The 21,069-nt window shown below is 59.7% G+C and carries 17 protein-coding genes and 2 riboswitches; of the genes, 3 read left to right on the forward strand and 14 right to left on the reverse strand.

Translation table 11 applies throughout. The annotated features are described in order from the left end of the window. Positions 1 to 10 precede the first annotated feature (10 nt). From FGF54_RS12745 to FGF54_RS12780, 7 genes are all read right to left on the reverse strand, one after another. Positions 11 to 1,471, reverse strand: a complete 1,461-nt coding sequence (locus FGF54_RS12745; RefSeq protein WP_168208135.1) for a M48 family metalloprotease — start codon at positions 1,469 to 1,471, stop codon at positions 11 to 13. Between the two features lie 307 nt (positions 1,472 to 1,778). Further along, on the reverse strand, positions 1,779 to 2,489 hold the full coding sequence (locus FGF54_RS12755; RefSeq protein ID WP_142779861.1) for an ATP-binding cassette domain-containing protein: 711 nt from the start codon (positions 2,487 to 2,489) through the stop codon (positions 1,779 to 1,781). Further along, positions 2,486 to 4,111 carry a thiamine/thiamine pyrophosphate ABC transporter permease ThiP gene (thiP, locus tag FGF54_RS12760; protein WP_142779862.1) on the reverse strand — a complete coding sequence of 542 codons (1,626 nt, stop codon included), beginning with the start codon at positions 4,109 to 4,111 and terminating at the stop codon, positions 2,486 to 2,488. Before thiP ends, FGF54_RS12755 begins: the two co-directional genes overlap by 4 nt. 19 nt (positions 4,112 to 4,130) lie before the next feature. Further along, positions 4,131 to 5,144 carry a thiamine ABC transporter substrate binding subunit gene (thiB, locus tag FGF54_RS12765; RefSeq protein ID WP_142779863.1) on the reverse strand — a complete coding sequence of 338 codons (1,014 nt, stop codon included), beginning with the start codon at positions 5,142 to 5,144 and terminating at the stop codon, positions 4,131 to 4,133. 38 nt (positions 5,145 to 5,182) lie between these two features. Further along, a riboswitch (TPP riboswitch) is annotated at positions 5,183 to 5,293 on the reverse strand. Between the two features lie 45 nt (positions 5,294 to 5,338). After that, a complete protein-coding gene (locus FGF54_RS12770; RefSeq protein WP_003520331.1) occupies positions 5,339 to 5,731 on the reverse strand; it encodes a VOC family protein in 393 nt (130 codons plus the stop codon). A 98-nt stretch (positions 5,732 to 5,829) separates the two neighbouring features. Beyond that, positions 5,830 to 7,656: an ABC-F family ATP-binding cassette domain-containing protein gene (locus tag FGF54_RS12775; RefSeq protein ID WP_142779864.1), complete on the reverse strand. Its 1,827-nt coding sequence runs from the start codon at positions 7,654 to 7,656 to the stop codon at positions 5,830 to 5,832. A 4-nt stretch (positions 7,657 to 7,660) separates the two neighbouring features. Then, complete coding sequence (locus FGF54_RS12780) at positions 7,661 to 8,314, reverse strand: thiamine diphosphokinase (RefSeq protein ID WP_142779865.1); 654 nt, start codon at positions 8,312 to 8,314, stop codon at positions 7,661 to 7,663. An 89-nt stretch (positions 8,315 to 8,403) separates the two neighbouring features. Continuing rightward, positions 8,404 to 8,480: riboswitch (SAM riboswitch) on the forward strand. Positions 8,481 to 8,563: 83 nt separating this feature from the next. Here FGF54_RS12780 and metA point away from each other — a divergent pair. Beyond that, on the forward strand, positions 8,564 to 9,490 hold the full coding sequence (gene metA, locus FGF54_RS12785) for a homoserine O-succinyltransferase (RefSeq protein ID WP_078052334.1): 927 nt from the start codon (positions 8,564 to 8,566) through the stop codon (positions 9,488 to 9,490). Positions 9,491 to 9,562: 72 nt separating this feature from the next. Next, positions 9,563 to 10,582 (forward strand): aldose epimerase family protein, encoded by a 1,020-nt coding sequence (locus tag FGF54_RS12790; RefSeq protein ID WP_142779866.1) that lies wholly within the window; start codon positions 9,563 to 9,565, stop codon positions 10,580 to 10,582. 15 nt (positions 10,583 to 10,597) lie between these two features. Here the strand turns inward: FGF54_RS12790 and mtgA are convergent, their stop codons facing one another. Next, complete coding sequence (gene mtgA / locus FGF54_RS12795) at positions 10,598 to 11,245, reverse strand: monofunctional biosynthetic peptidoglycan transglycosylase (RefSeq protein WP_246666978.1); 648 nt, start codon at positions 11,243 to 11,245, stop codon at positions 10,598 to 10,600. A 236-nt stretch (positions 11,246 to 11,481) separates the two neighbouring features. On the opposite strand from mtgA, the gene FGF54_RS12800 reads away from it, so the two are divergent. Next, a complete protein-coding gene (locus FGF54_RS12800; RefSeq protein WP_142779868.1) occupies positions 11,482 to 12,396 on the forward strand; it encodes a polyprenyl synthetase family protein in 915 nt (304 codons plus the stop codon). A gap of 30 nt (positions 12,397 to 12,426) precedes the next feature. Here FGF54_RS12800 and FGF54_RS12805 read toward each other — a convergent pair whose 3' ends face one another. From FGF54_RS12805 to FGF54_RS12830, 6 genes are all read right to left on the reverse strand, one after another. Beyond that, positions 12,427 to 13,089 (reverse strand): OmpA family protein, encoded by a 663-nt coding sequence (locus FGF54_RS12805; RefSeq protein WP_003520323.1) that lies wholly within the window; start codon positions 13,087 to 13,089, stop codon positions 12,427 to 12,429. A gap of 66 nt (positions 13,090 to 13,155) precedes the next feature. Beyond that, positions 13,156 to 14,406 carry a flavodoxin-dependent (E)-4-hydroxy-3-methylbut-2-enyl-diphosphate synthase gene (gene ispG / locus FGF54_RS12810; RefSeq protein ID WP_003520322.1) on the reverse strand — a complete coding sequence of 417 codons (1,251 nt, stop codon included), beginning with the start codon at positions 14,404 to 14,406 and terminating at the stop codon, positions 13,156 to 13,158. Between the two features lie 120 nt (positions 14,407 to 14,526). Further along, a complete protein-coding gene (locus FGF54_RS12815) occupies positions 14,527 to 15,717 on the reverse strand; it encodes an MFS transporter (RefSeq protein WP_020810992.1) in 1,191 nt (396 codons plus the stop codon). A gap of 12 nt (positions 15,718 to 15,729) precedes the next feature. Continuing rightward, the gene (locus tag FGF54_RS12820) at positions 15,730 to 16,530 is read right to left on the reverse strand and encodes a DeoR/GlpR family DNA-binding transcription regulator (RefSeq protein WP_080852988.1); all 801 of its coding nucleotides are present in this window, start codon (positions 16,528 to 16,530) and stop codon (positions 15,730 to 15,732) included. A gap of 127 nt (positions 16,531 to 16,657) precedes the next feature. Further along, the gene (gene pyc / locus FGF54_RS12825) at positions 16,658 to 20,119 is read right to left on the reverse strand and encodes a pyruvate carboxylase (RefSeq protein WP_142779869.1); all 3,462 of its coding nucleotides are present in this window, start codon (positions 20,117 to 20,119) and stop codon (positions 16,658 to 16,660) included. Positions 20,120 to 20,225: 106 nt separating this feature from the next. Beyond that, complete coding sequence (locus FGF54_RS12830; RefSeq protein ID WP_142779870.1) at positions 20,226 to 20,963, reverse strand: LuxR family transcriptional regulator; 738 nt, start codon at positions 20,961 to 20,963, stop codon at positions 20,226 to 20,228. Positions 20,964 to 21,069 lie beyond the last annotated feature (106 nt).

Genomic DNA, 21,069 nt, shown 5'->3' on the forward strand with positions numbered 1-21,069 from the left:
GGCCGTCAGCTCATTCCGAAATGATCTTCACCCGCTGGCCCGGCTGGATGGTGGCCGTAGCGCTCATGGCATTGATCATGCGGAACATATCGAGCTTCCGGTCGGTTCCCATCATCCGCGCCGCCATCGTCGCCACGGTTTCACCGGGCTTCACCGTCACCACCCGCACCCTGAGCGGCTTCAGCGAGGCGATTTCCTGCGGCGTCATCTTGCGGAAGCTGGTGCGCAATGTATTGGCGATGGAATCGAGCTGCGTATTGCCCTTCGGCACGGCGGTCAGGAAACGGAATATCTGCTGGCCGACACGAATGACGGTCACGTCGAAGTCCCATTTATCAGCACTTGCCCGGGCTGTCGCGGCCTCCAGACCATTGATCTGGGTTTCCTTGACTGTTTCCGGCAACAGGCCGGCAACCCAGCCGCTGGTCAGGTAATTGGCAAGGCTCGTCTGTTTCGGATCGGCAACGCCGTCGAAACGGATGGCCATATCGCCCGGCCCCGTCGCCAGAACGGCCTCAACCTTGTTGTCGATGACGAAACCTTCCGGCACATCAAAACGGATGCCGAGCGTTCCGTGCAGGAACGTCTGGCCGCGGACATAACCTTCCTGCGGGCTATCGCCATAAAGCAGGCCGTCTATGCCATCCAGAAACCAGTCGCGACCACGATCCCCGACCTGACCGTCCTGACCGAAGGCGCGGGCATGACGGCGCGCAAGCTCGATGCGCTGCGGCGTGTTGGGGTGGCTGGAAAGGAAGTCGAGGCTCTGGTCGTTTTCGGGATCAGCCGAAGAGAACCGCGCATAGGCCGCCATGGAATCCAGAAAACGCGGTGAGGCAAAGGGATCGTAACCGGCCTCGCCCAGCATCCGCACACCGATCACATCCGCCTGCAATTCCTGCTGGCGCGAAAAGGCCGCGAGCCGCAGCTTGCCGCGCGCAAGCGCCTGCTTGCCGGCAAGATCGCTCGACAGCACTTCGGCAACCACGCGGCTGGCAATCACCTCCGCCTCTTCGCGGCGCTGGCGTTCGATGCCGTGATTGGCGGTGACATGGCCCATCTCATGCGAAAGCACGGCGGCCACTTCCGAAGCATCGTTGGCAAGCGCCAGAAGCCCGCGCGTTACGTAAAGATATCCGCCCGGCAGAGCAAAGGCGTTGATGGCCGGCGAGTTGAGGATAGTGATGCGATAGGATTGCTGCGGGTTTTCCGAAACGGCCGTCAGAGCGCCGGCGATACGCGCGACAAGCCGCTCCGTCTTGGCGTCACGATATTCACCGCCATAACTCGCCACGATGCGCGGATGCTCGCGCGCACCCATCTGGGCACGGGGATCATTCTTCTGCACCTCTTCCACGGTCTGCGGATTATCCGACGGGCGCAGGGTGGACTGGTAGGCCGGGCTGAAGAGAGACTGGCACGACGACAGGAACACCGCAGACGCGGTCAGCACGGAATAGGCGGCAGCCATCCTGCCCGAACGGCGAAGGCCTGAACGGGAGAAGAGCCTCCACTGTGCAGTCATGCTATTTCTCATTCTCTATGCCTGCCCCTAACGTTCCTGATCATCCGTTAATTGCAGACCAGAATAACAGATTCGCCCCAACGGGCGATGAATGCCGAAACGGTAAAAACGATCCATCAAGTCCGGATTATTCCTGAAGAACGCAATAATTCCCATCTTTTCTCGGGCAACAACTTGAAACTGGCAAGTGCAAATTAGCGCCATTGAAGTCATCTAAAGCGATTGCCAGCGGCACACGTCGAAAATAAGGCGATCACCCGTTCAGAAAACTGTCCACCGCCTTCACATTTTGTGTGGCGAAGAAATCTGCGGTCGAGCCGACATAGACAACCCGGCCGCGATCAAGAAAAACCACCTGCTGCGCCAGCTTCTTTATGTCTTCGGGATGGTGGGTGACAATAATCACCGTGTTTTTTGTTTCGCCGTGCAAGTCGAGAAGCAGGGATGCCATGCCCGCCCGCAACCCGGGATCGAGTGCCGCGAAAGGTTCGTCGAGCAGCATGACAGGTTTTTTCCTGACCAGTGCCCGCGCCAAAGCGGCTCTTTGCCTTTCCCCACCGGAAAGCGTGCCCGGCAGACGTTTGTCAAAACCCGCAAGACCCACGCGTGTAAGCGCCACGTCGATCCCCTGCCGGTCCTCCGTCCGCAGCTTCAGCCCGGGGCTGACACCGAGCGCAATATTGGTGAAAATATCGAGATGGGCAAAAAGATTATTGTCCTGGAAAATCGATGAGACCGGTCTTTCGGAAGGATCGCGCGCCTTCATATCCTCTCCGCCGATCAAGATGCGACCGGAATCGGGATCCTCAAAACCGGCGATGAGATTAAGCAGCGTTGACTTGCCCGAACCGGATGCGCCGACAACAGCGATCACCTGACCTTGCGGAAATACGCAATCGAGATCGAAATCCTGCGTTCCGAGCCGCAGCCTCACCTTGTCCAGCTCCACTGCAAAATCCGTCATATGCTCGCCCTTGCCGATTGCGATTGCCGGGAAACACCACCTGCGGCAAGCAGCAGGCAAACGATACCGAGGATAAACGCATATCCGGCAGCATCATTGGTGCGGTAACTGCCCATATTGCTGTAAACCAGCCATGGCAGGGTGACGAAGTTTTCCGATCCGAACAGGGCAACCGCCCCGAGATCGCCAAGCGACAGGGCCATGGCGAAGGAAAACGCCATGAGCAGTGGCCGCCACAAAACCGGCAGATCGGCAAACCGCAGCCGCGCCAGACCCTGAAGCCCGAGACTGGCGGAGAGCCGGCCTGTGCGCAAAAAGTGACTGTTGAAGGCAGGTTCCAGCACCCGCATGGCCAGCGGCAGGGCCATCAGCATGTTGATGAGCGCCACCAGAACGGGAGCATAAAGGCTGACATCTCCAAAGGGCCGCAACAGCAGGAACCACCCGCTTCCCAGAACAACGGGCGGCACCAGCAGCACAAGCGAAGACCCTGCCCCAAGCGTGGTGGACAGAAATCGTAGAAGTCGGGCCGCATGTCGTCCGGAACCCACGGCCTGGCGCGCGCTGATGATCGCGAAGCAGCAAAGCACGACAAGGGCTGCGGAAAGCATGGCGATCGCAAGGCTGGTCGCGGCCGCGCGCAGAAAGATCGGCGCGGACAGAAGGCGCAACAGATCGGCACTCAGACCCGAGACTGTTATGGCGACAAGCGGCAGACCAATCAGCAGAACAGCAAGAACGATTGCCATTCCATCCCAAAGACGGGCAACAATACTCTTGCCGTCAAAACGGCGAAGGGGGCGGCCAAGCGAGGCAATTTCCGCTTCGGGTGTCGGCAAAAAAGCCAGAAGGCCGAGCAGGATCGCTGTGAGGACGATCTGCAGAACCGAAAGCGCGATCGCCCGCTGCGGATCGAAATCGAACCGCAGCGCCTGATAGATCGCCACTTCCAGCGTCGTTGCCGCCGGCCCGCCACCCAGCAGAAGCACGAGCGTGAAGCTGGTGGCGCACAGCATGAAAACGAGCCCTGCAATGCCGGGAACAAGCCGCGAGACCGCCGGCCATTCAATGAAGCGGAACACCGAAACCGGCCCCATGCCGAGGCTCGCCGCCATCCGCCAATATTCGCCCGGAATACGCTCCAGCCCGGCCAGCATCAGCCGCACCGCCAGCGGCAGATTGAAAAACACATGGGCAATAAGAATGCCAGACAGGCCGTAAATGCTGAAAGGTTCATCCGCCCCGGCAAAAACGAGTGCCGAATTCAAAACGCCCTGCCTGCCCCAGATGGTGATGATACCGAAGGCGCCGACGATCACCGGCAGCCCCATCGGCACCGCCATCAGTCTGACGATCCAGATCCTTCCCGGAAACTCGCGCCGACGGCAAAGCGCCAGCGCCACCGGCAGGCCGAGACCAATGGAAAGAAGAGTGGAAAGCGTTGCCTGATAAAGCGTGAAACGCAGGATGCGCAGCGTATAGGCATCCATGATGCCAGCAGCGGACACGCCGGCATCAAAGGACAGGAGAGCCGCAACCGCGAGCGCCATGAACAGGAAAACGGCGGCAAAAGCCGCCGTTCCGAAAATGATCGACCGCCGGTAATCGCGACGCAGCATCATGCGTGGGTGTGCCTCCTCCTTAATTCATGCTCATGGCGGCAAGCCATTCATCGATCCATGCCTTGCGGTTCTTCGCCACCTCTTCCGGATCCATCAGGAAAGTCTTCTGCGGCACCACGAGTTTTGAAAACGCCTCCGGCAAGGGCTTGGAGGTCGCCGCGACCGGCATCATCCAGTTGTTTTCCGGAATGGCATCCTGAAAACCGGATGTCAGCGTGAAAGCGAGGAATTGCTTTGCCAGCTCCTTGTGCGGCGCGTTTTTAAGGAGACCGGAAACCTCGATCTGGATGTAATGCCCTTCGGAAAAGGCGGCGGCCTGATAACGATCCGTTTTTTCAGCGACCATGTGATAGGCGGGTGAGGTGGTGTAGGAGAGCACCATCGGCACCTCACCCTTGGTGAAGAGGCCATAGGATTCCGACCAGCCCGGCGTAACGGTGAGAATACGCTTCCTGAGCTTTTCCCAGGCCTCCGGGGCCTTGTCGCCGTAAACCGATTTCACCCATAGCAGCAGGCCAAGCCCCGGCGTGGAGGTGCGCGGATCCTGAATGACGATTTTCTGCGAGGGGTCGCCTTCCACGAGGTCTTTCAGGCTCGCCGGCGGGTTTTTCACCGTCTGCGTATCATAGATGACAGCGAAATGACCGTAATCATAGGGAACGAAAACATCGTCCGTGTAGCCGCCCGGCACCTTGGCCGCCGATGCATCGATGCCGCTGACATCGAACAGACCGGTCTGTTTTGCTTCCGCGACAAGATTGGTGTCGAGACCGACGACGACATCCGCCTTGGACCCCGCCCCTTCAAGCTTCAGACGATTGAGCAGCGCCACGCCATCGGCCACGCCGACGAAATTGACCGTGCAATTGCAAACCTTCTCGAAGGCCTCCTTTACCTTGGGGCCGGGACCCCATTCGGAAACGAAGCTTTCATAAGTGTAGACAGTCAGCTCCTGTCTATCCTGTGCGACGGCAAGACCGGGCAGAAACAGCGAGGCGGCAACGAGGGAATTCAGGAAAAGACGACGGCGCACGGGTATCTCCTCAAAAAACGATAGGGAAATAGCCGCCTGCGTTAAAGCCGTCTAATCCCTCCGCCGGTATGAACCGGATCAGGTTCTTCGGGTTGGCAAGCCTCTCAGCCTTTTGCACCCAAGCGCAAAAGACACCCCGTTAGATCAAGATGATGGTGTAGTCCCGCCGTCCCTGATTGGCAAGATGGCCGAGGTCAGCCCTGCTCCGTCATATGCACCAGTTCCCAGACGTGCCCGTCGGGATCCTGAAAGCTGCCGGCATACATGAAGCCATGGTCCTGAACGGGCTTCCAGCCGCTGCCGCCGGAGGCGAGCGCCGTGGCGATCATCCGGTCGATTTCCTCCCTGCTTCCGGCGGAAAGACAGGTCAGAACCTCGGTGGTTCGCGTCGCGTCGGCAATGTCGCCGTTGATGAAATCGCGGAAACGTCCCTCCTGGAGAAGCATCACGAAGATATTCTCTTCCACGATCATGCAGAGCGTGCGGTCATCCGAATATTCCGGGTTGAAGCTGAAACCGAGAGCAGTGAAGAAGTTTCTTGATGTCTCGATATTCTTGACCGGCAGATTGACGAAAATCATGCGCATTTTCACAACTCCTCCAAACGAACGCCGGCATAGAACGGCAATTCTGCTTTTCTGTCAAAGGCCGAAGGAGAGCCGGCCAAACGGGGAACTGATAGCCTTCAGCCCTCCAGTTCCTCGCGCAACATCTCCAGTTCCAGCCATTCTTCTTCCATGGCCTCCAGCTTGTCGCGCAGCTTCGACATTTCCTGCGCCAGCGTGTTGAAGGCCGCCGGGTCCTTTGTGAAAAGCTCCGGATCGGCCATGCGCTGCTCGCGTTTTGCGATTTCGCCTTGCGCCTTCTCCATCTCCTTCGGAAGATTTTCGAGCGCGAATTTCTGCTTGAAGGAAAGCTTGCCCTTGGCCTTTGAAGGATCCTGCGATGCGGAGGCGGAAGGTGCGGCCTTCGCCTTTTCCTGTTTCTCAGCCTTGCGTTTTTCTTCCGCCGCGCCCTTGCGCTGCGCCATCATGTCCGAATAGCCGCCGGCATATTCGATCCATCGTCCGTCCGGCTCATCCGGATTGACGGGCGCGATGGTGGAGGTGACGGTGCGGTCGAGGAAATCGCGGTCGTGGCTGACAAGGATAACCGTGCCGGAAAAGCCCGCAACGATTTCCTGCAGCAGATCGAGCGTTTCGATATCCAGATCGTTGGTCGGCTCGTCGAGGATCAGAAGATTGGTCGGCCGCGCCAGAATGCGCGCCAGAATAAGGCGCGCGCGCTCGCCCCCGGAAAGGTTGCGGATCGGCGTGCGGGCCTGTTCCGGCTGGAACAGAAAGTCTTTCATATAGCCCGTCACATGCTTCAATTCGCCGTTGACCAGCAGATTTTCACCGCGGCCATCAGTCAGATAATGCGCGAGCGTATCGTTGGGATTGAGATCCTCGCGTTTCTGGTCGAGCGTCGCAATCTCCAGATTGGTGCCGAGCTTCACTGTGCCGCTATCGGGCTCCAGCTGGCCGGTGAGCATCTTCAGAAGCGTGGTTTTACCGGCACCGTTCGGGCCGACGAAACCGATGCAATCGCCGCGATGGACGCGCAGCGAAAACGGCGCGACGATCACGCGCTCGCCGTAAGCCTTGGTGATGCTGTCTGCCTCGATAACCAGCTTGCCGGATTCCCGACCTTCGGTAACGGTCGCCTGCACCGTGCCCTGCGGCCCCTTGTGGCCGCGATATTCCGCACGCATGGCCTGAAGCTCGCCGACGCGGCGCATGTTGCGCTTGCGCCTTGCAGTCACGCCATAACGCATCCAGTGTTCTTCGCGCTCGATGGCCTTGCCGAGCTTGTGCTGTTCCAGTTCTTCCTCTTCCAGCACCTTGTCGCGCCATTCCTCGAAATGGGCAAAACCGCGATTGAGACGACGGGACTGGCCACGATCCAGCCAGACGGTCGAGGTCGAGACCTTTTCGAGAAAACGCCGGTCATGCGAAATCAGCACCAGCGCGCTGCGCGTCTGCTGCAGCTCGCTTTCAAGCCATTCGATGGTGGGCAAATCGAGATGGTTGGTCGGTTCGTCCAGCATCAGGATATCGGGCTCAGGCGCCATGACGCGGGCAAGAGCCGCACGTCGCGCTTCACCGCCGGAAAGGCTCGCCGGATGTTCCTGCCCGGTGAGACCGAGATGCTCAAGAAGATAGGTGACGCGATAGGGATCGTCACCGGGGCCGAGCCCCGCTTCGGCATAGGCCTGAACCGTGTCGTAACTGGCAAAATCCGGAGCCTGCTCCAGATAGCGGATGGTGGCGGCCGGATGCCGGAAAACCTCGCCCGACTGCGCCTCGACCAGACCCGCGGCGATCTTCATCAGGGTGGACTTGCCGGAACCGTTGCGCCCAACAAGGCAGATGCGGTCGCCCGGTTCCACCTGGAGATTGGCGCCATCGAGCAGCGGGGTCACGCCGAAGGTCAGCTTGATGTCATCGAGTTTCAAAATAGGAGGTGCCAAGGCGTCAGGCTCCGGTCAGATCATAAGGGCGGGCGAGCACGATGGCTTTTCCGCTTTTCAGCGAGAAATGCACGGGGCCGCCATTCGCGACATTGGAAATAGTGCGGGACGAACCGAAAGCAAGCGCAAAATCCTTCAACGGATAACGCACATTGCCGATATCGAGCCCCTCAAGGGCGGTAAATCCGGCAACGGAAAACAGCGAGGCGGGCGGCAGATCGATATCGAGCGAACCGGCAAGCAGCGGCCGCGCCTCTTCTTCACCGGAGGTCAGCGTAACGTCGATACCATGTTCGGCGAGCGCCACCGCGTAAAGGAGGTGTTGTAGCGCATGGTCGCTTCTCGCGCCGCCAAGCGCACCGACAAGCACAAGCGAATGCGCGCCACGGGAGAGAGCTTCCGATACCGCGATCTCGCCATCCGTCACCGCCTTTGCGGTCGGGTATGGCTGCCGCGCCACATCGGGCCAGGCCTCCAGCAACTCTTTGCTGGCGGAATCGAAATCCCCGACCCACAACTCCGGCGCAAGGCCAAGCGGCCGGGCATGGCGCATGCCGCCATCGGCCGCAATCACACGGCTATCCGCGACCGCCTTTTGCAGACGATCGGTTACCGTAACATCGCCGCCAAGCAGAATGGTGAAGCGCTCTTTATCCATGCCCTGCCTTATCGCACCTCGGCCAAAAATGGAAAGCGGAAACCCGATGAAATCGGCCTATATTGATTTTCGCCCGCTTCGGGATTATGAAACGCCTCAGTGGTGATTTGCCGACCGGCTTGCAGCCACTTTAAAGAAGTCGCTAAAGGGTCGAGGAAAAAGGCAATTTCCTGGAACCGGTCGCGATTTCGCTGCCGGTTTTTTTGTTTTCGCAACGTTCTTTACGTGATCCGGAAAAGAGAGTTCGACATGCCGATCAAGATTCCCGATACGCTTCCCGCTTTTGAGACCCTCGTTCATGAGGGCGTGCGGGTCATGACAGAAACGGCGGCCATCCGGCAGGATATCCGCCCGCTCCAGATCGGGCTTCTCAACCTCATGCCGAACAAGATCAAGACGGAAATCCAGATGGCGCGCCTCGTCGGCGCCTCACCGCTGCAGGTGGAGCTGTCGCTGGTGCGGATCGGCGGCCATCGCGCCAAGAACACGCCGGAAGAACATCTTCTATCCTTTTACGAGACGTGGGAGGAAGTGCGCCACCGCAAGTTTGACGGTTTCATCATCACCGGCGCGCCCGTGGAAACGCTGGCCTATGAAGACGTGACCTACTGGAACGAAATGCGACAAATTTTCGAATGGACGCAGACCAACGTTCATTCGACGCTGAATGTCTGCTGGGGCGCGATGGCCGCCATCTATCATTTCCACGGCGTGCCGAAGCACGAGTTGAAGGAAAAGGCTTTCGGGGTCTATCGTCACCGCAATCTCTGCCCCTCATCGATCTATCTGAACGGCTTTTCGGATGATTTCCAGGTTCCGGTCTCGCGCTGGACGGAAGTACGCCGTGCCGATATCGAAAAACATCCGAAACTCGAAATCCTGATGGAATCCGAGGAAATGGGCGTTTGTCTGGTGCATGAGAAAGAGGGCAACCGGCTCTATATGTTCAACCATGTCGAATATGATTCGACATCGCTTTCCGACGAATATTTCCGTGACGCGAATGCCGGCGTCCCCATCAAGCTTCCGCATGATTATTTTCCACACAACGACCCGGCGCTTGCCCCGCTCAACCGCTGGCGCAGCCATGCCCATCTGTTTTTCGGCAACTGGATCAACGAGATATACCAGACGACACCCTATGATCTCGAATCCATTGGCAAACTCGCCGCGTAAATTGCGGATTGCGAATTGCCGGGAAATGACGCAACGTCCGCCCGGCAATTCGCAACATCAGGGAGAATGACGATGAGCGACGCGGCGGCGCGGGAGAATTTCGGTTTCACGGCGACCGGCGAAAAAGTCGAACGCGTCACCATCTCGAAAGGCGGTTTGACGGCCAAGGTCATCACCTGGGGCGCGGTCATTCAGGATCTGCGCCTCGAGGGGCACCAGCCGCCGCTCGTTCTCGGCTTCGACAGGTTCGAGGACTACAAATATTCCTCCTATTTCGGCGCCACCCCCGGCCGCAACGCCAACCGTATCGGCGATGGCCGGTTCTCGATCGATGGGCACGACTACCAGTTGGAGCTCAATGAAAAGGGTGTAACCCACCTGCATGGCGGCAGCGACGGCATGGGCAAGCGCAACTGGATGCTGATGGAACATGGCGAAAGCCATGCGGTTCTGCAGATCATCGACCCCGATGGCCGCGCCGGTTATCCCGGCAATTGCACGGTCACGGCCACCTATACGATCCTCGACGGCGGCGTGCTTTCGGTGGTCTATGAAACGGTGACCGATAAGCCGACCATCGCCAATGTCTGCCAGCATTCCTATTTCAACCTCGATGGCGCAGACACCGCACTTGGGCATGAGATCAGCATCGCGGCTGATTTTTACCTGCCCACCAATGACAAGCAGATACCGACGGGCGAAATCCGCTCCGTCGAAGGCACCGTCTTCGACCTGCGCCACCCGACACCGATGCGGCGCAAGGAGAATGGCGAGCAGGTTCTCTACGACCATAATTTCTGCCTGTCGCCCGAGCGCCGCGCAAAACGCAAGGTTGCCCGCGCCTATTCGCCGGCCTCCGATATCGCCCTTGAGGTTCACACCACCGAGCCCGGTGTGCAGTTTTATTCGGCCTTCAAACTGGATGTGCCGGTTCCGGGCCTCGATGGCCGTCACTACGGTCCCTTTGCCGGTTTCTGCCTGGAAACGCAGATTTGGCCGGACGCCGTCAACCACCCGGATTTTCCGCACGCCATCCTGCGGCCGGGTGAAACGCTGCGTCAGGAAACCGACTATATTTTCAAGAAAGGCTGAAGCGGCGCGCCGGGGTCAATCCAGCACGCAGCCGACATAGCCGCCGGAAGCGCGGGCGCGCCGTTCGATAAGGCCGGCAAGCCGTTGCAGCCCGCGTCCCGGCTTGCTGGCGACGCGGTCGATTGGATTGGGTAATGACACAGCCAGCAGCGCCGCCTGACGGGAGCTGAGTTGTGCGGCCGGCACCTTGAAATGGTGCTGGGCGGCAGCCTCGATTCCATAAATGCCCGGTCCCCATTCGGCAACGTTGAGATAAATCTCCATCATCCGTTTTTTGGACCACACGAAATCGGCAGCAATCGCCAGCGGCAACTCCAGCCCTTTGCGCAGGAAGGAGCGGCCGTTCCATAAAAACAGGTTCTTGGCCGTCTGCATCGGAATGGTGCTCGCCCCACGCGTCGCGGCCCCGTCAAGCGCATTGCTGACCACGGACTGCATCTGGTTCCAGTCCACGCCGCCATGGAAACAGAATTGCCCGTCCTCGGACATCATCACGGATTGCACAAGGCGCGGCGAAATATCCTCAAGCGGCACCCAGCGCCGGTCATATCCCTGCAGGGTCACCAGATCGGCAAGCATCAGCGTCGAGACCGGCCGGATAAACGGCAGCGCATAAACCGGAATCAGCAGATAGGGCAGGATCAGCAAAGCCAGCAAGGTCATGACGATACGCTTTGCCAACGTGCGAAAATCCACCTTCGGACTGCTCCGGTCTTCCGCCAGCACGGCGTAATCTGCGTCGCTTTCAGGCGTACTGCTCAATATTCGTCAAAGCCCCGCACCAATTGAAGCCTTTCATAGTCCATTGCCGCCTTCAAGGCGAGTCCACTCAAATAGTTACACCTCTGGAATCACGAAAAGGTTTGCCTGCATTCGCGCGGCATGCCAAAGAGCGCGGCATGGACGCTGCGATGACAAATTTCGAAACGAAGCTACGCGAAAACGCGACAAAAACCGAAGCCCTGCTTGGCCGCCTGCTTTCCGGCGAAGCCAGCGCGGATGAGATCACGCGCCCGCAAAACCTGCTCGACGCCATGCGCCATGGCGTGCTGAACGGTGGTAAACGCCTGCGGCCCTTCCTCGTCATCGAAAGTGCCGCCCTTGCGGGCGGGAATGCCGAAGCCGCCCTGTATGTCGGCGCGGCATTGGAATGCCTCCATTGTTATTCGCTTGTTCATGACGATCTGCCGGCCATGGACGATGACGACCTGCGCCGCGGCCAGCCGACCGTGCATCGCAAATTCGATGAGGCGACCGCAATTCTCGCCGGCGACAGCCTGCTGACACTTGCCTTCGATATCATCGCATCGGATGAAAATCCGCTTGCGGCCGAGCGCAAGGCCGCGCTCGTACTATCGCTTGCCCGCGCAGCGGGCATCGGCGGCATGGCCGGCGGCCAGGCGCTCGATCTCGCTGCGGAAAAGAAAGCACCCGATGAAGCCGGCGTCATTACATTGCAGGCTATGAAAACCGGTGCACTGCTGCGTTTTGCCTGCGAGGCGGGCGCAATCATCGCTGGCAGCGATAATTCCGAAAGGCAAAGGCTGCGTCTCTTCGGCGAAAAAATCGGCCTCGCCTTCCAGCTTGCCGACGACCTTCTGGATTTGACGGCCGATGCCGCCACCATGGGCAAGGCAACCGGCAAGGACGCCGCGCGCGGCAAGGGAACGCTTGTGGCGCTGCGCGGCGAGGACTGGGCTCGTAGCCAGCTGCGGGAGCAAGTGGCGGAAGCCAGCGAACTGCTGGCCCCTTATGGCGAAAAGGCCGCGATTCTCATCGCGGCCGCAAGATTCATCGCTGAACGAAAAAGCTGAGCGGTTTCAACTCAGCTTTTCATTACCCGATCAGCCCTTGAGAGGCGAAATCAGCACTTCGACGCGACGGTTCTGGGCGCGGCCATCCGGCGTTGCATTCGAAGCGATCGGCTGCGACGGGCCGAAGCCGAGCGTCGAAATACGGCGCTGGTCGACGCCGCGCGCACCGAGATAATTGGCGACCGATGCGGCACGACGCTCCGAAAGACCCTGATTGTAACCGGCGCTGCCGGTCGAATCGGTATGGCCGTTGATGTCGATGAGCGTGCGGTTGAACTTGTTCAGCACGATGGCGACGGAATCGAGCGTCTGATAGAATGGCGGGATGACCTGATCCTGGTCCGTCGCGAAGGTGATGTTCGACGGCATGTTGAGAACGATGCTGTCGCCACGGCGGGTAACCGAAACGCCGGTTCCCTGAAGCTGGGCGCGAAGCTCGGCTTCCTGGCCATCCATGTAATTGCCGATGGCGCCGCCGGCGAGCGCGCCGATGCCCGCACCGATAAGCGCGGCATTACGGCGACCGGTCGGCGAACCGCCAACAGCCAGACCACCCAGAGCACCGACCACGGCGCCGATGCCGGCACCGCCCGCCGTGTTCGACATCTTCTGCTCACCCGTATAGGGATCGGTGGTGGTGCAGGCGGAAAGATAGGTCCCGCAAAGGGCGACGATCGCGATTTTTTTGATCATGTGTTTTGATGCTCCGAGAGGTTCAGGAGGTATGACAGTGGAATTCCGGCCTTTTCACGGTACTCTTTACTCCGCCGCATCTTTCCGGCCAAAACGCTTTTCGATGTAATCGATCACAAGCGCTTCAAAATCGGCGGCGATATTGGGACCACGCAGGGTCAGCGCCTTTTCGCCATCGATAAAAACGGGCGCTGCGGGGCTTTCGCCGGTTCCTGGCAGGGAAATGCCGATATCGGCATGTTTGCTTTCACCGGGGCCGTTGACGATACAGCCCATGACGGCAACGTTGAGCGCCTCGACACCCGGATATTTCTCACGCCAGATCGGCATGTTCTTGCGAATATCGTTCTGGATGTTCTGGGCAAGTTCCTGAAAGACGGTGGACGTGGTGCGCCCGCAGCCGGGACATGCCGCAACGACCGGAATGAACTGACGGAAACCCATAACCTGCAGCAGTTCCTGCGCCACCTGCACCTCGCGGGTGCGGTCGCCATTCGGCTCAGGCGTCAGCGAAACGCGGATCGTATCGCCGATGCCGTGCTGCAAGACGTAACCCATGGCGGCGGACGAGGCGACAATGCCTTTGGAGCCCATGCCCGCTTCGGTGAGGCCGAGATGCAGGGCGTGGTCGGAGCGTTCCGACAGCATGGAATAAACGGCGATCAGGTCCTGCACCTGGCTGACCTTGGCCGACAGGATGATGCGGTTGCGCGGCAGGCCGATCTCTTCGGCAAGCTCGGCGGAAATCAGCGCCGACTGAACAATGGCCTCACGCGTGACCTGACGGGCGGAGAGAGGGAAACCCTGCTCCTTGTTCTTGTCCATCAGCGTCGTCAGAAGCTCCTGATCAAGCGACCCCCAGTTAACGCCGATTCGCACCGGCTTGTCGTAGCGGATCGCCATTTCGACGATCTCGCCGAACTGCTTGTCCTTCTTGTCCTTGAAGCCGACATTGCCCGGATTGATGCGGTATTTCGCCAGCGCTTCGGCGCAGGCCGGATGATCGGCCAGAAGCTTGTGGCCGATATAATGGAAATCGCCGACAAGCGGCACATCAAGCCCAAGACGCAGCAGCCGCTCGCGGATTTTCGGCACGGCGGCCGCACTCTCGTCGCGGTCGACGGTGATGCGCACGATTTCCGAACCGGCCCGGAAGAGCGCCGCCACTTGGCTGACGGTGGCGTCGATATCCGCCGTATCGGTGTTGGTCATCGACTGCACGACGACGGGCGCGCCGCCACCGACGATGACACCGCCCACGTCTACGGCGACGGATGCGCGGCGGGGCTTGGGATCGTAATCGGCATGTGACGTCATGGCGGTCTCTGGAGCTTGCGGCAAGGTCTGGCAATTGAGGTGAAACAAGGGGGCCTGCTTGTCAACACCCAACGCATGAGAGCTTCTACTTTACCGCAATCATGGCAAAATTCGAGACGCCTATTCCTTGCCCGCGCCATCCGCATGGCGGGCGAGCCGCGAAAGCAGCAGAACCACCACATGCAAGAGCGGCAGGGCGATGAAGACGCTGGCAAGGCCGGTATGCTCGGCAATAAAGCCGATGGCCGATGGCGCCACCAGAATACCGGAATAACCCATGGTGGTGACGACCGAGAGACCAATGCCGGGCGCCAGTCCCGGCATGTTACCGGCGGCGGAAAAGGCAATCGGCACCATGTTGGAAATGCCGATGCCGGCAATCGCGAAACCGATGATCGCGATAGTGGAATTTCCCGCAAGACCGGCAATCATAAGACCGATAATCGACATGGCCGAGCAGAAGCGCAGGGTCGTCACGGCGCCGAAGCGGTCACGCACCAGATCGCCGGCAAACCGCATCGCCGCCATGGTCATGGAGAAGGCCGCGAAGGCGAAACCGGACTGCGATACCGAAGCACCGAGTTCATTGCGCAGATAAAGTGCGCCCCAGTCGAGGATAGCGCCTTCAGGAATCATCGAGAACAGCGCCATCAGGCCGATGATCCACGGCAGCGGCGTCAGCGGCAGGCCGCCTTTCGGGCGTTCCTCCTCCGGATGCGGACGATCCGCAAGAACGCGCGGCCACGCGATGACCAGCAGCACGAGCGCGATGACGGTTAGCGCAATGGCATGTCCCTGCACACCGATGGCCGTGATGAGATAACCGCCAAGACCGGCGCCGATCAGGCCGCCAAGGCTCCAGAAGGCGTGGCAAGACGACATGATGGCGCGGCGCATATCCCGTTCCACCGCCACCGCATTGGCGTTCATGGCGACATCCATCGCCCCCGTCAGCCCGCCGAACAGAAACACCGCAATCACCCCGGCCCACACCGTGCCCGCCCAGGAAATGAAAAGCAGGGTCGGCAAAAAGATCGCCGCAGTGACGAGACTGACCGTACGCGAGCCGAAACGGGCGATCTGCGAACCGGCAATCGGCATGAAAACCAGCGAACCGATGCCGAAAACCAGGATGATCAGGCCGAGCGCGCTCTCACTGAGGGACAGGCGTGCCGCAAATTCCGGAATCTTGGGCGCCCATGACCCCATCATGAAACCGTTCATCAAGAACAGCAGGGAAACACCCAGCCTGTGCCGCGTCAGATAGGACGAGCGTATGCCTGTCGGCGAAAATGTCGTGGGGCCATTCATCGGCAATATCCTTCAGACTTGACCATGAGAAAACTGAGCGACGTCATCATCGCCGCAATAAACCTGAACGCCCTTTGCCGACAGCGCCTCGACGAATGCGCGGTCGGCATCCTGTTCCAGCACGAGGGAAAGAGGTGGAGAAAAATCATGCACATGGAAAGCTGCCCTGTGGCCGAGCTTTTCCGTGGTGATGGCGGCGACAATCCGCTGGCTGGCGCTGCAGGCGAGCCGCTTGAACACCGCATCCTCGAAAACATCCGCCGACAGACCCGTCTCGGCCGCAACGCCGCAAACACCGAGAATGCAGAGATCGGGCCGCATCAGTTCGAGCTGCCGAAGCGCCATGGCGTCGATCGCAGCACCTACGGCCGGATCGACCTTGCCGCCGATCAGCACCAGATCGATATCGGCCCGCCCCGTCAGTTCAGCGGCAATGGCGGGCGTATTCGTCACCACCGTCAGGTTGAGCCCGGCGGGAAGCGCCCTTGCAATGGCGAGATTGGTGGAACCGGCATCGATGAAGACGACCATGCCCGGCTCGAGAAGCGGAACAACGGCGCGCGCCAGCAGGGCCTTGCGGTCGGCATCCTCGGCAATGCGCGTCTTCAGCGGCACCGTTTTGCTGTCGGAAAGCAACGCCCCGCCATAAACCCGCAGGCATTCTCCCCGGGCTGCCATCTCACGCAGGTCGCGGCGCACGGTGTCTTCGGAAACGCCGAAATTCTGCGCGAGATCCTGCGCCAGCACCCGGCCGCTTTGCCGTAACTGCGCAAGGATGAGCGCCTGCCGCTCGCTGACAAAATGATCGCTCATCGGAACTCATGCATAAACAGGAATAAACGTGCACGAACATGCATATTCGAGTTTTTACGGCTGCGCAACAAAAAACGCCCGCCGGAGAGGCGGGCGTCTGACACTGCATCAATGATCAGATACGGCTTTATTCCCCGTAAGCGATCAACAAATCCTTCGCATCGATCTGATCGCCGGGGCGCACCAGAACTTCGGCGATCTTGCCGTCGCGTTCGGCGTGAAGCGCGGTTTCCATCTTCATCGCCTCGATGGAGAGCAGCACGTCGCCGGCCTTGACCTCCTGGCCCTGGTTGACGAAGACGCGGCTGATCACGCCCGGCATCGGCGCGCCGATATGGACGGCATTGCCGGGTTCCGCCTTGCGGCGCACGGCGGAGCCGGAAGCACCATGGGCACGATCCGGCACCTTGATGCGGCGCGGCTGGCCGTTGATCTCGAAGAACACCGTCACCATGCCCTTGTCATCCGTGCCGGACGAGGCCTGATTGACGATGACAAGCGTCTTGCCGCGTTCGATATCGGCAAACAGTTCCTCGCCATCCTCCATGCCGTAGAAATAGGCATGGGTGGGCAGCACCGAAACCGGGCCATAGGTCTCGGCTGTCAGCGCGAAATCCGTGAACACCTTCGGATACATCAGATAGGACGCGAACTCGAAATCGTCGACCTTGCGCTCCAGCTTGGTCTCGATCACCTTCCGTTCCGCATCGAGATCGGCATCTTCCAGCAACGAACCCGGACGAACCGTATAGGGTGCTTCGCCCTTCAGCGCCTTTTTCTGCAGGGCTACCGGCCAGCCGCCAGGCGACTGTCCAAGATCGCCCTTCAGCATCGACACCACCGATTCCGGGAAAGACACTTCACGATCAGGGTTTTCAACGTCGGCCACCGTCAGATCCTGACTGACCATCATCAGCGCCATGTCGCCGACGACCTTGGAGGACGGCGTCACCTTGACGATATCGCCGAACATCCGGTTGGCGTCGGCATAGGCCTGCGCCACCTCATGCCAGCGGCTTTCGAGACCCAGCGAACGCGCCTGTTCCTTGAGGTTGGTGAACTGGCCGCCCGGCATTTCGTGCAGATAAACTTCCGAGGCCGGTCCCTTGAGATCGCTCTCGAAGGCGGCATACTGGTTGCGCACAGCCTCCCAATAGAAGGAAATGCGGCGGATCCATTCGGTATCGAGACCCGTATCGCGTTCCGACCCCGCCAGCGCCTCCACGATCGAGCCGAGGCATGGCTGCGACGTATTGCCGGAGAAGGCATCCATTGCGGCATCCACGGCGTCGACACCGGCATCCACGGCCGCAAGAACGGTCGCGGCGGAGATGCCCGAGGTATCGTGGGTGTGGAAGTGGATCGGCAGACCGGTCGCCTCACGCAGCGCCTTGAACAGAACCCTGGCGGCGGCCGGTTTCAACAGGCCCGCCATGTCCTTGACGGCGATGATATGAGCTCCGGCCTTTTCAAGCTCGGCGGCAAGGTTGGTATAATATTTGAGATCGTATTTCGGACGAGCCGAATTCAACAGATCGCCGGTATAGCAGATGGTCGCCTCGCAGAGCTTGTTCTCTTCGGCAATCGCATCCATCGAGACGCGCATATTCTCCACCCAGTTCAGGCAGTCGAAAACGCGGAAAAGATCGACCCCGCCTCTTGCAGCCTGACGGACGAAGTATTTGACGACATTGTCCGGATAGTTCTTGTATCCGACGCCATTCGCGCCGCGCAGAAGCATCTGCAGCAGCAGGTTCGGCGCGCCTTCGCGGATCAGCGCAAGACGCTCCCATGGGTCTTCCGTCAGGAAGCGCATGGAAACGTCGAACGTCGCCCCACCCCAGCATTCCAGCGAGAGAAGCTGCGGCAGCGCCTTGGCGTAAACGCTGGCGACGCGGGCAATATCATGGGTGCGAACGCGGGTGGCCAGCAGCGACTGGTGCCCGTCGCGCATGGTCGTGTCGGTGACCAGAACGCGTTTTTCATTGCGCATCCAGTCCGCAAAGCCCTTCGGGCCAAGCTTGTCCAGCAACTGCTTGGTACCATCGGGCGTCGGCGCGTCGATATAAGGCACGACGGGTTTTGCCGCCTTTTCGGACGGCCTGGCGCGACCCTTGGTTTCCGGGTGGCCGTTGACGGTCACGTCGGCAAGATAGGTCAGGAGCTTGGTGGCGCGGTCCTGACGCTTCACCTGCGCGAACAGCTCCGGCGTCGAATCGATGAAGCGAGTCGTATAGGTATTGTTGCGGAAACTGTCGTGACCGATGATGGCTTCGAGGAAGGTGAGGTTCGTTGCCACGCCGCGAATACGGAATTCGCGCAGCGCGCGGTCCATACGGTTGATCGCCTCATCCGGTTGCGGCGCCCAGGCCGTTACCTTGACGAGCAGCGGATCGTAATAGCGGGTGATGACAGCGCCGGTATAGGAAGTACCGCCATCCAGACGGATACCGAAGCCAGAGGCGGAACGGTAGGCGGTGATACGGCCGTAATCCGGAATGAAGTTATGTTCGGGGTCTTCCGTCGTGATACGGCACTGCAGCGCGTGGCCGTTGAGACGGATATCCTCCTGGCGAGGCACGCCGGATTCCGCGGTGCCGATGGCGGCGCCTTCGAGAATATGGATCTGCGCCTTGACGATATCGATACCGGTCACGACTTCGGTGACGGTATGCTCCACCTGGATGCGCGGATTGACCTCGATGAAGTAGAATTTGCCGGTATCGGCATCCATCAGATATTCGACCGTGCCGGCGCCGATATAGCTGGTCGCGGCGGCGATCTTCAGGGAGTAGGCAGCAAGTTCCTGACGCTGCGCTTCGGTGAGATAGGGCGCGGGCGCACGCTCGACCACCTTTTGATTGCGGCGCTGGATCGAACAATCACGCTCGAACAGATGCACGACATTGCCATGTGTGTCGCCGAGAATCTGGCTTTCGACGTGACGCGCACGCTCGACCAGCTTTTCCAGATAGACCTCGTCCTTGCCGAAAGCGGCTTTCGCCTCGCGCTTGGCTTCCGTCACCTCGCGGGCGAGATCCTCTCGTCTGCGGATGGCGCGCATGCCGCGTCCGCCGCCGCCCCAGGAGGCTTTCAGCATGACCGGATAGCCGATTTCCTCGGCCATGCGCTCCACTTCCGCCATATCGTCGGGCAGCGGATCGGTAGCAGGAACAACGGGGACGTTGACCGAGATCGCCAGATTGCGCGCAGCCACCTTGTTGCCGAGCTGGCGCATCGTATCCGCCGTCGGTCCGATGAAGGTGATGCCGGCCTTGTTGCAGGCCTCCACGAATTCGGGGCTTTCAGACAGAAGACCGTAACCGGGATGGATCGCGTCCGCTCCGGAGAGTTTGGCTACGCGAATAACTTCCTCGATCGAAAGATAGCTCTCGATCGGTCCCATATCCTTGGCGAGATGCGGACCCCTGCCGACCTGATAGGATTCGTCCGCCTTGAAGCGGTGCAAAGACAGCTTGTCCTCTTCCGCCCAAATCGCAACGGTTTTAATCCCAAGCTCGTTCGCTGCCCGGAAAACGCGGATCGCAATTTCGGATCGGTTGGCAACAAGTATTTTCGATATTTTCAAGACGGTCTCCCCACACGCCAAAACAAAATTTCTGCTGCACTGCGGAATTAAGCAGCAAAACCCGGTCTTGGAAAGGGCAATTCCGGCGAGAACTGTCCTGTTTGCGTTAGCTCAGCAAACCATGACGAAAAGCAAGCGCCACGGTATGCTGCCGGTTCTTGGCGCTGAAACGGCGCTGGATTCCGTTGATATACCAGTCGACCGTGTGGTTGGAGATCGATAGTTGGCGTCCAATTTCGGTGGATGTCATACCGTCCGCCATCAGCGTCAGCACCTCCATTTCGCGCCTTGTAAGTTCGAGAGCGGAAACGTCAGGGGCATTGCTGAAGCCATGCGCCTGCCCGGAAAGATCGAGCAGGCGCCAGAACACGGCACGCGTGGCCGCATCGAGCAGTTCCACCTGCAAAGAGGGCAATTGCCGATCCTGGCCGCCAATGAAGACCGCACCGATGAAGCCCGCACGGCCGTGCACTGGAAAGGCGTAACCACCCTGCAGACCGTACCGGCCGGCATCGTGGAAAAAGACGCTCGCCCTTTTGCGATGCATCGCACGTGGCAGGCCCTCCAGCGCTTCCTTCCACTGAAACGGCTTGTGCACCATGCCGATCACCTTGCGGACGGGATCGACGAGATTGTATTTCTTGGCTCTGTAGACCTCCAGCCAGCCTTCGGGCAGATGTTGCGCAAGAATGTGTCCGGTGGAGGCGAGCTCCCCGGTCATCCGCCTGCTGACAAGAAAATAGTCGAAACCGTATTCGCGAATGAGCGTTGCAAATTCGGAACGAACGCGGTCGGCGCTTCCCGCCTGGTAACACGCAGAGATGAAGTGAAGAATATCATGCATAAAGACACGGGGTCCGGAGCTTGGCTTGAAGGGAATGACACGAAGGACGTGGTCCCGCGATGACGTCATGTTACTCGGGCGCCGGTCGGTTGAGATTGAACATATC

It is taken from the genome of Agrobacterium sp. T29, assembly GCF_006970545.1.
Classification (GTDB): Bacteria; Pseudomonadota; Alphaproteobacteria; order Rhizobiales; family Rhizobiaceae; genus Agrobacterium; species Agrobacterium leguminum.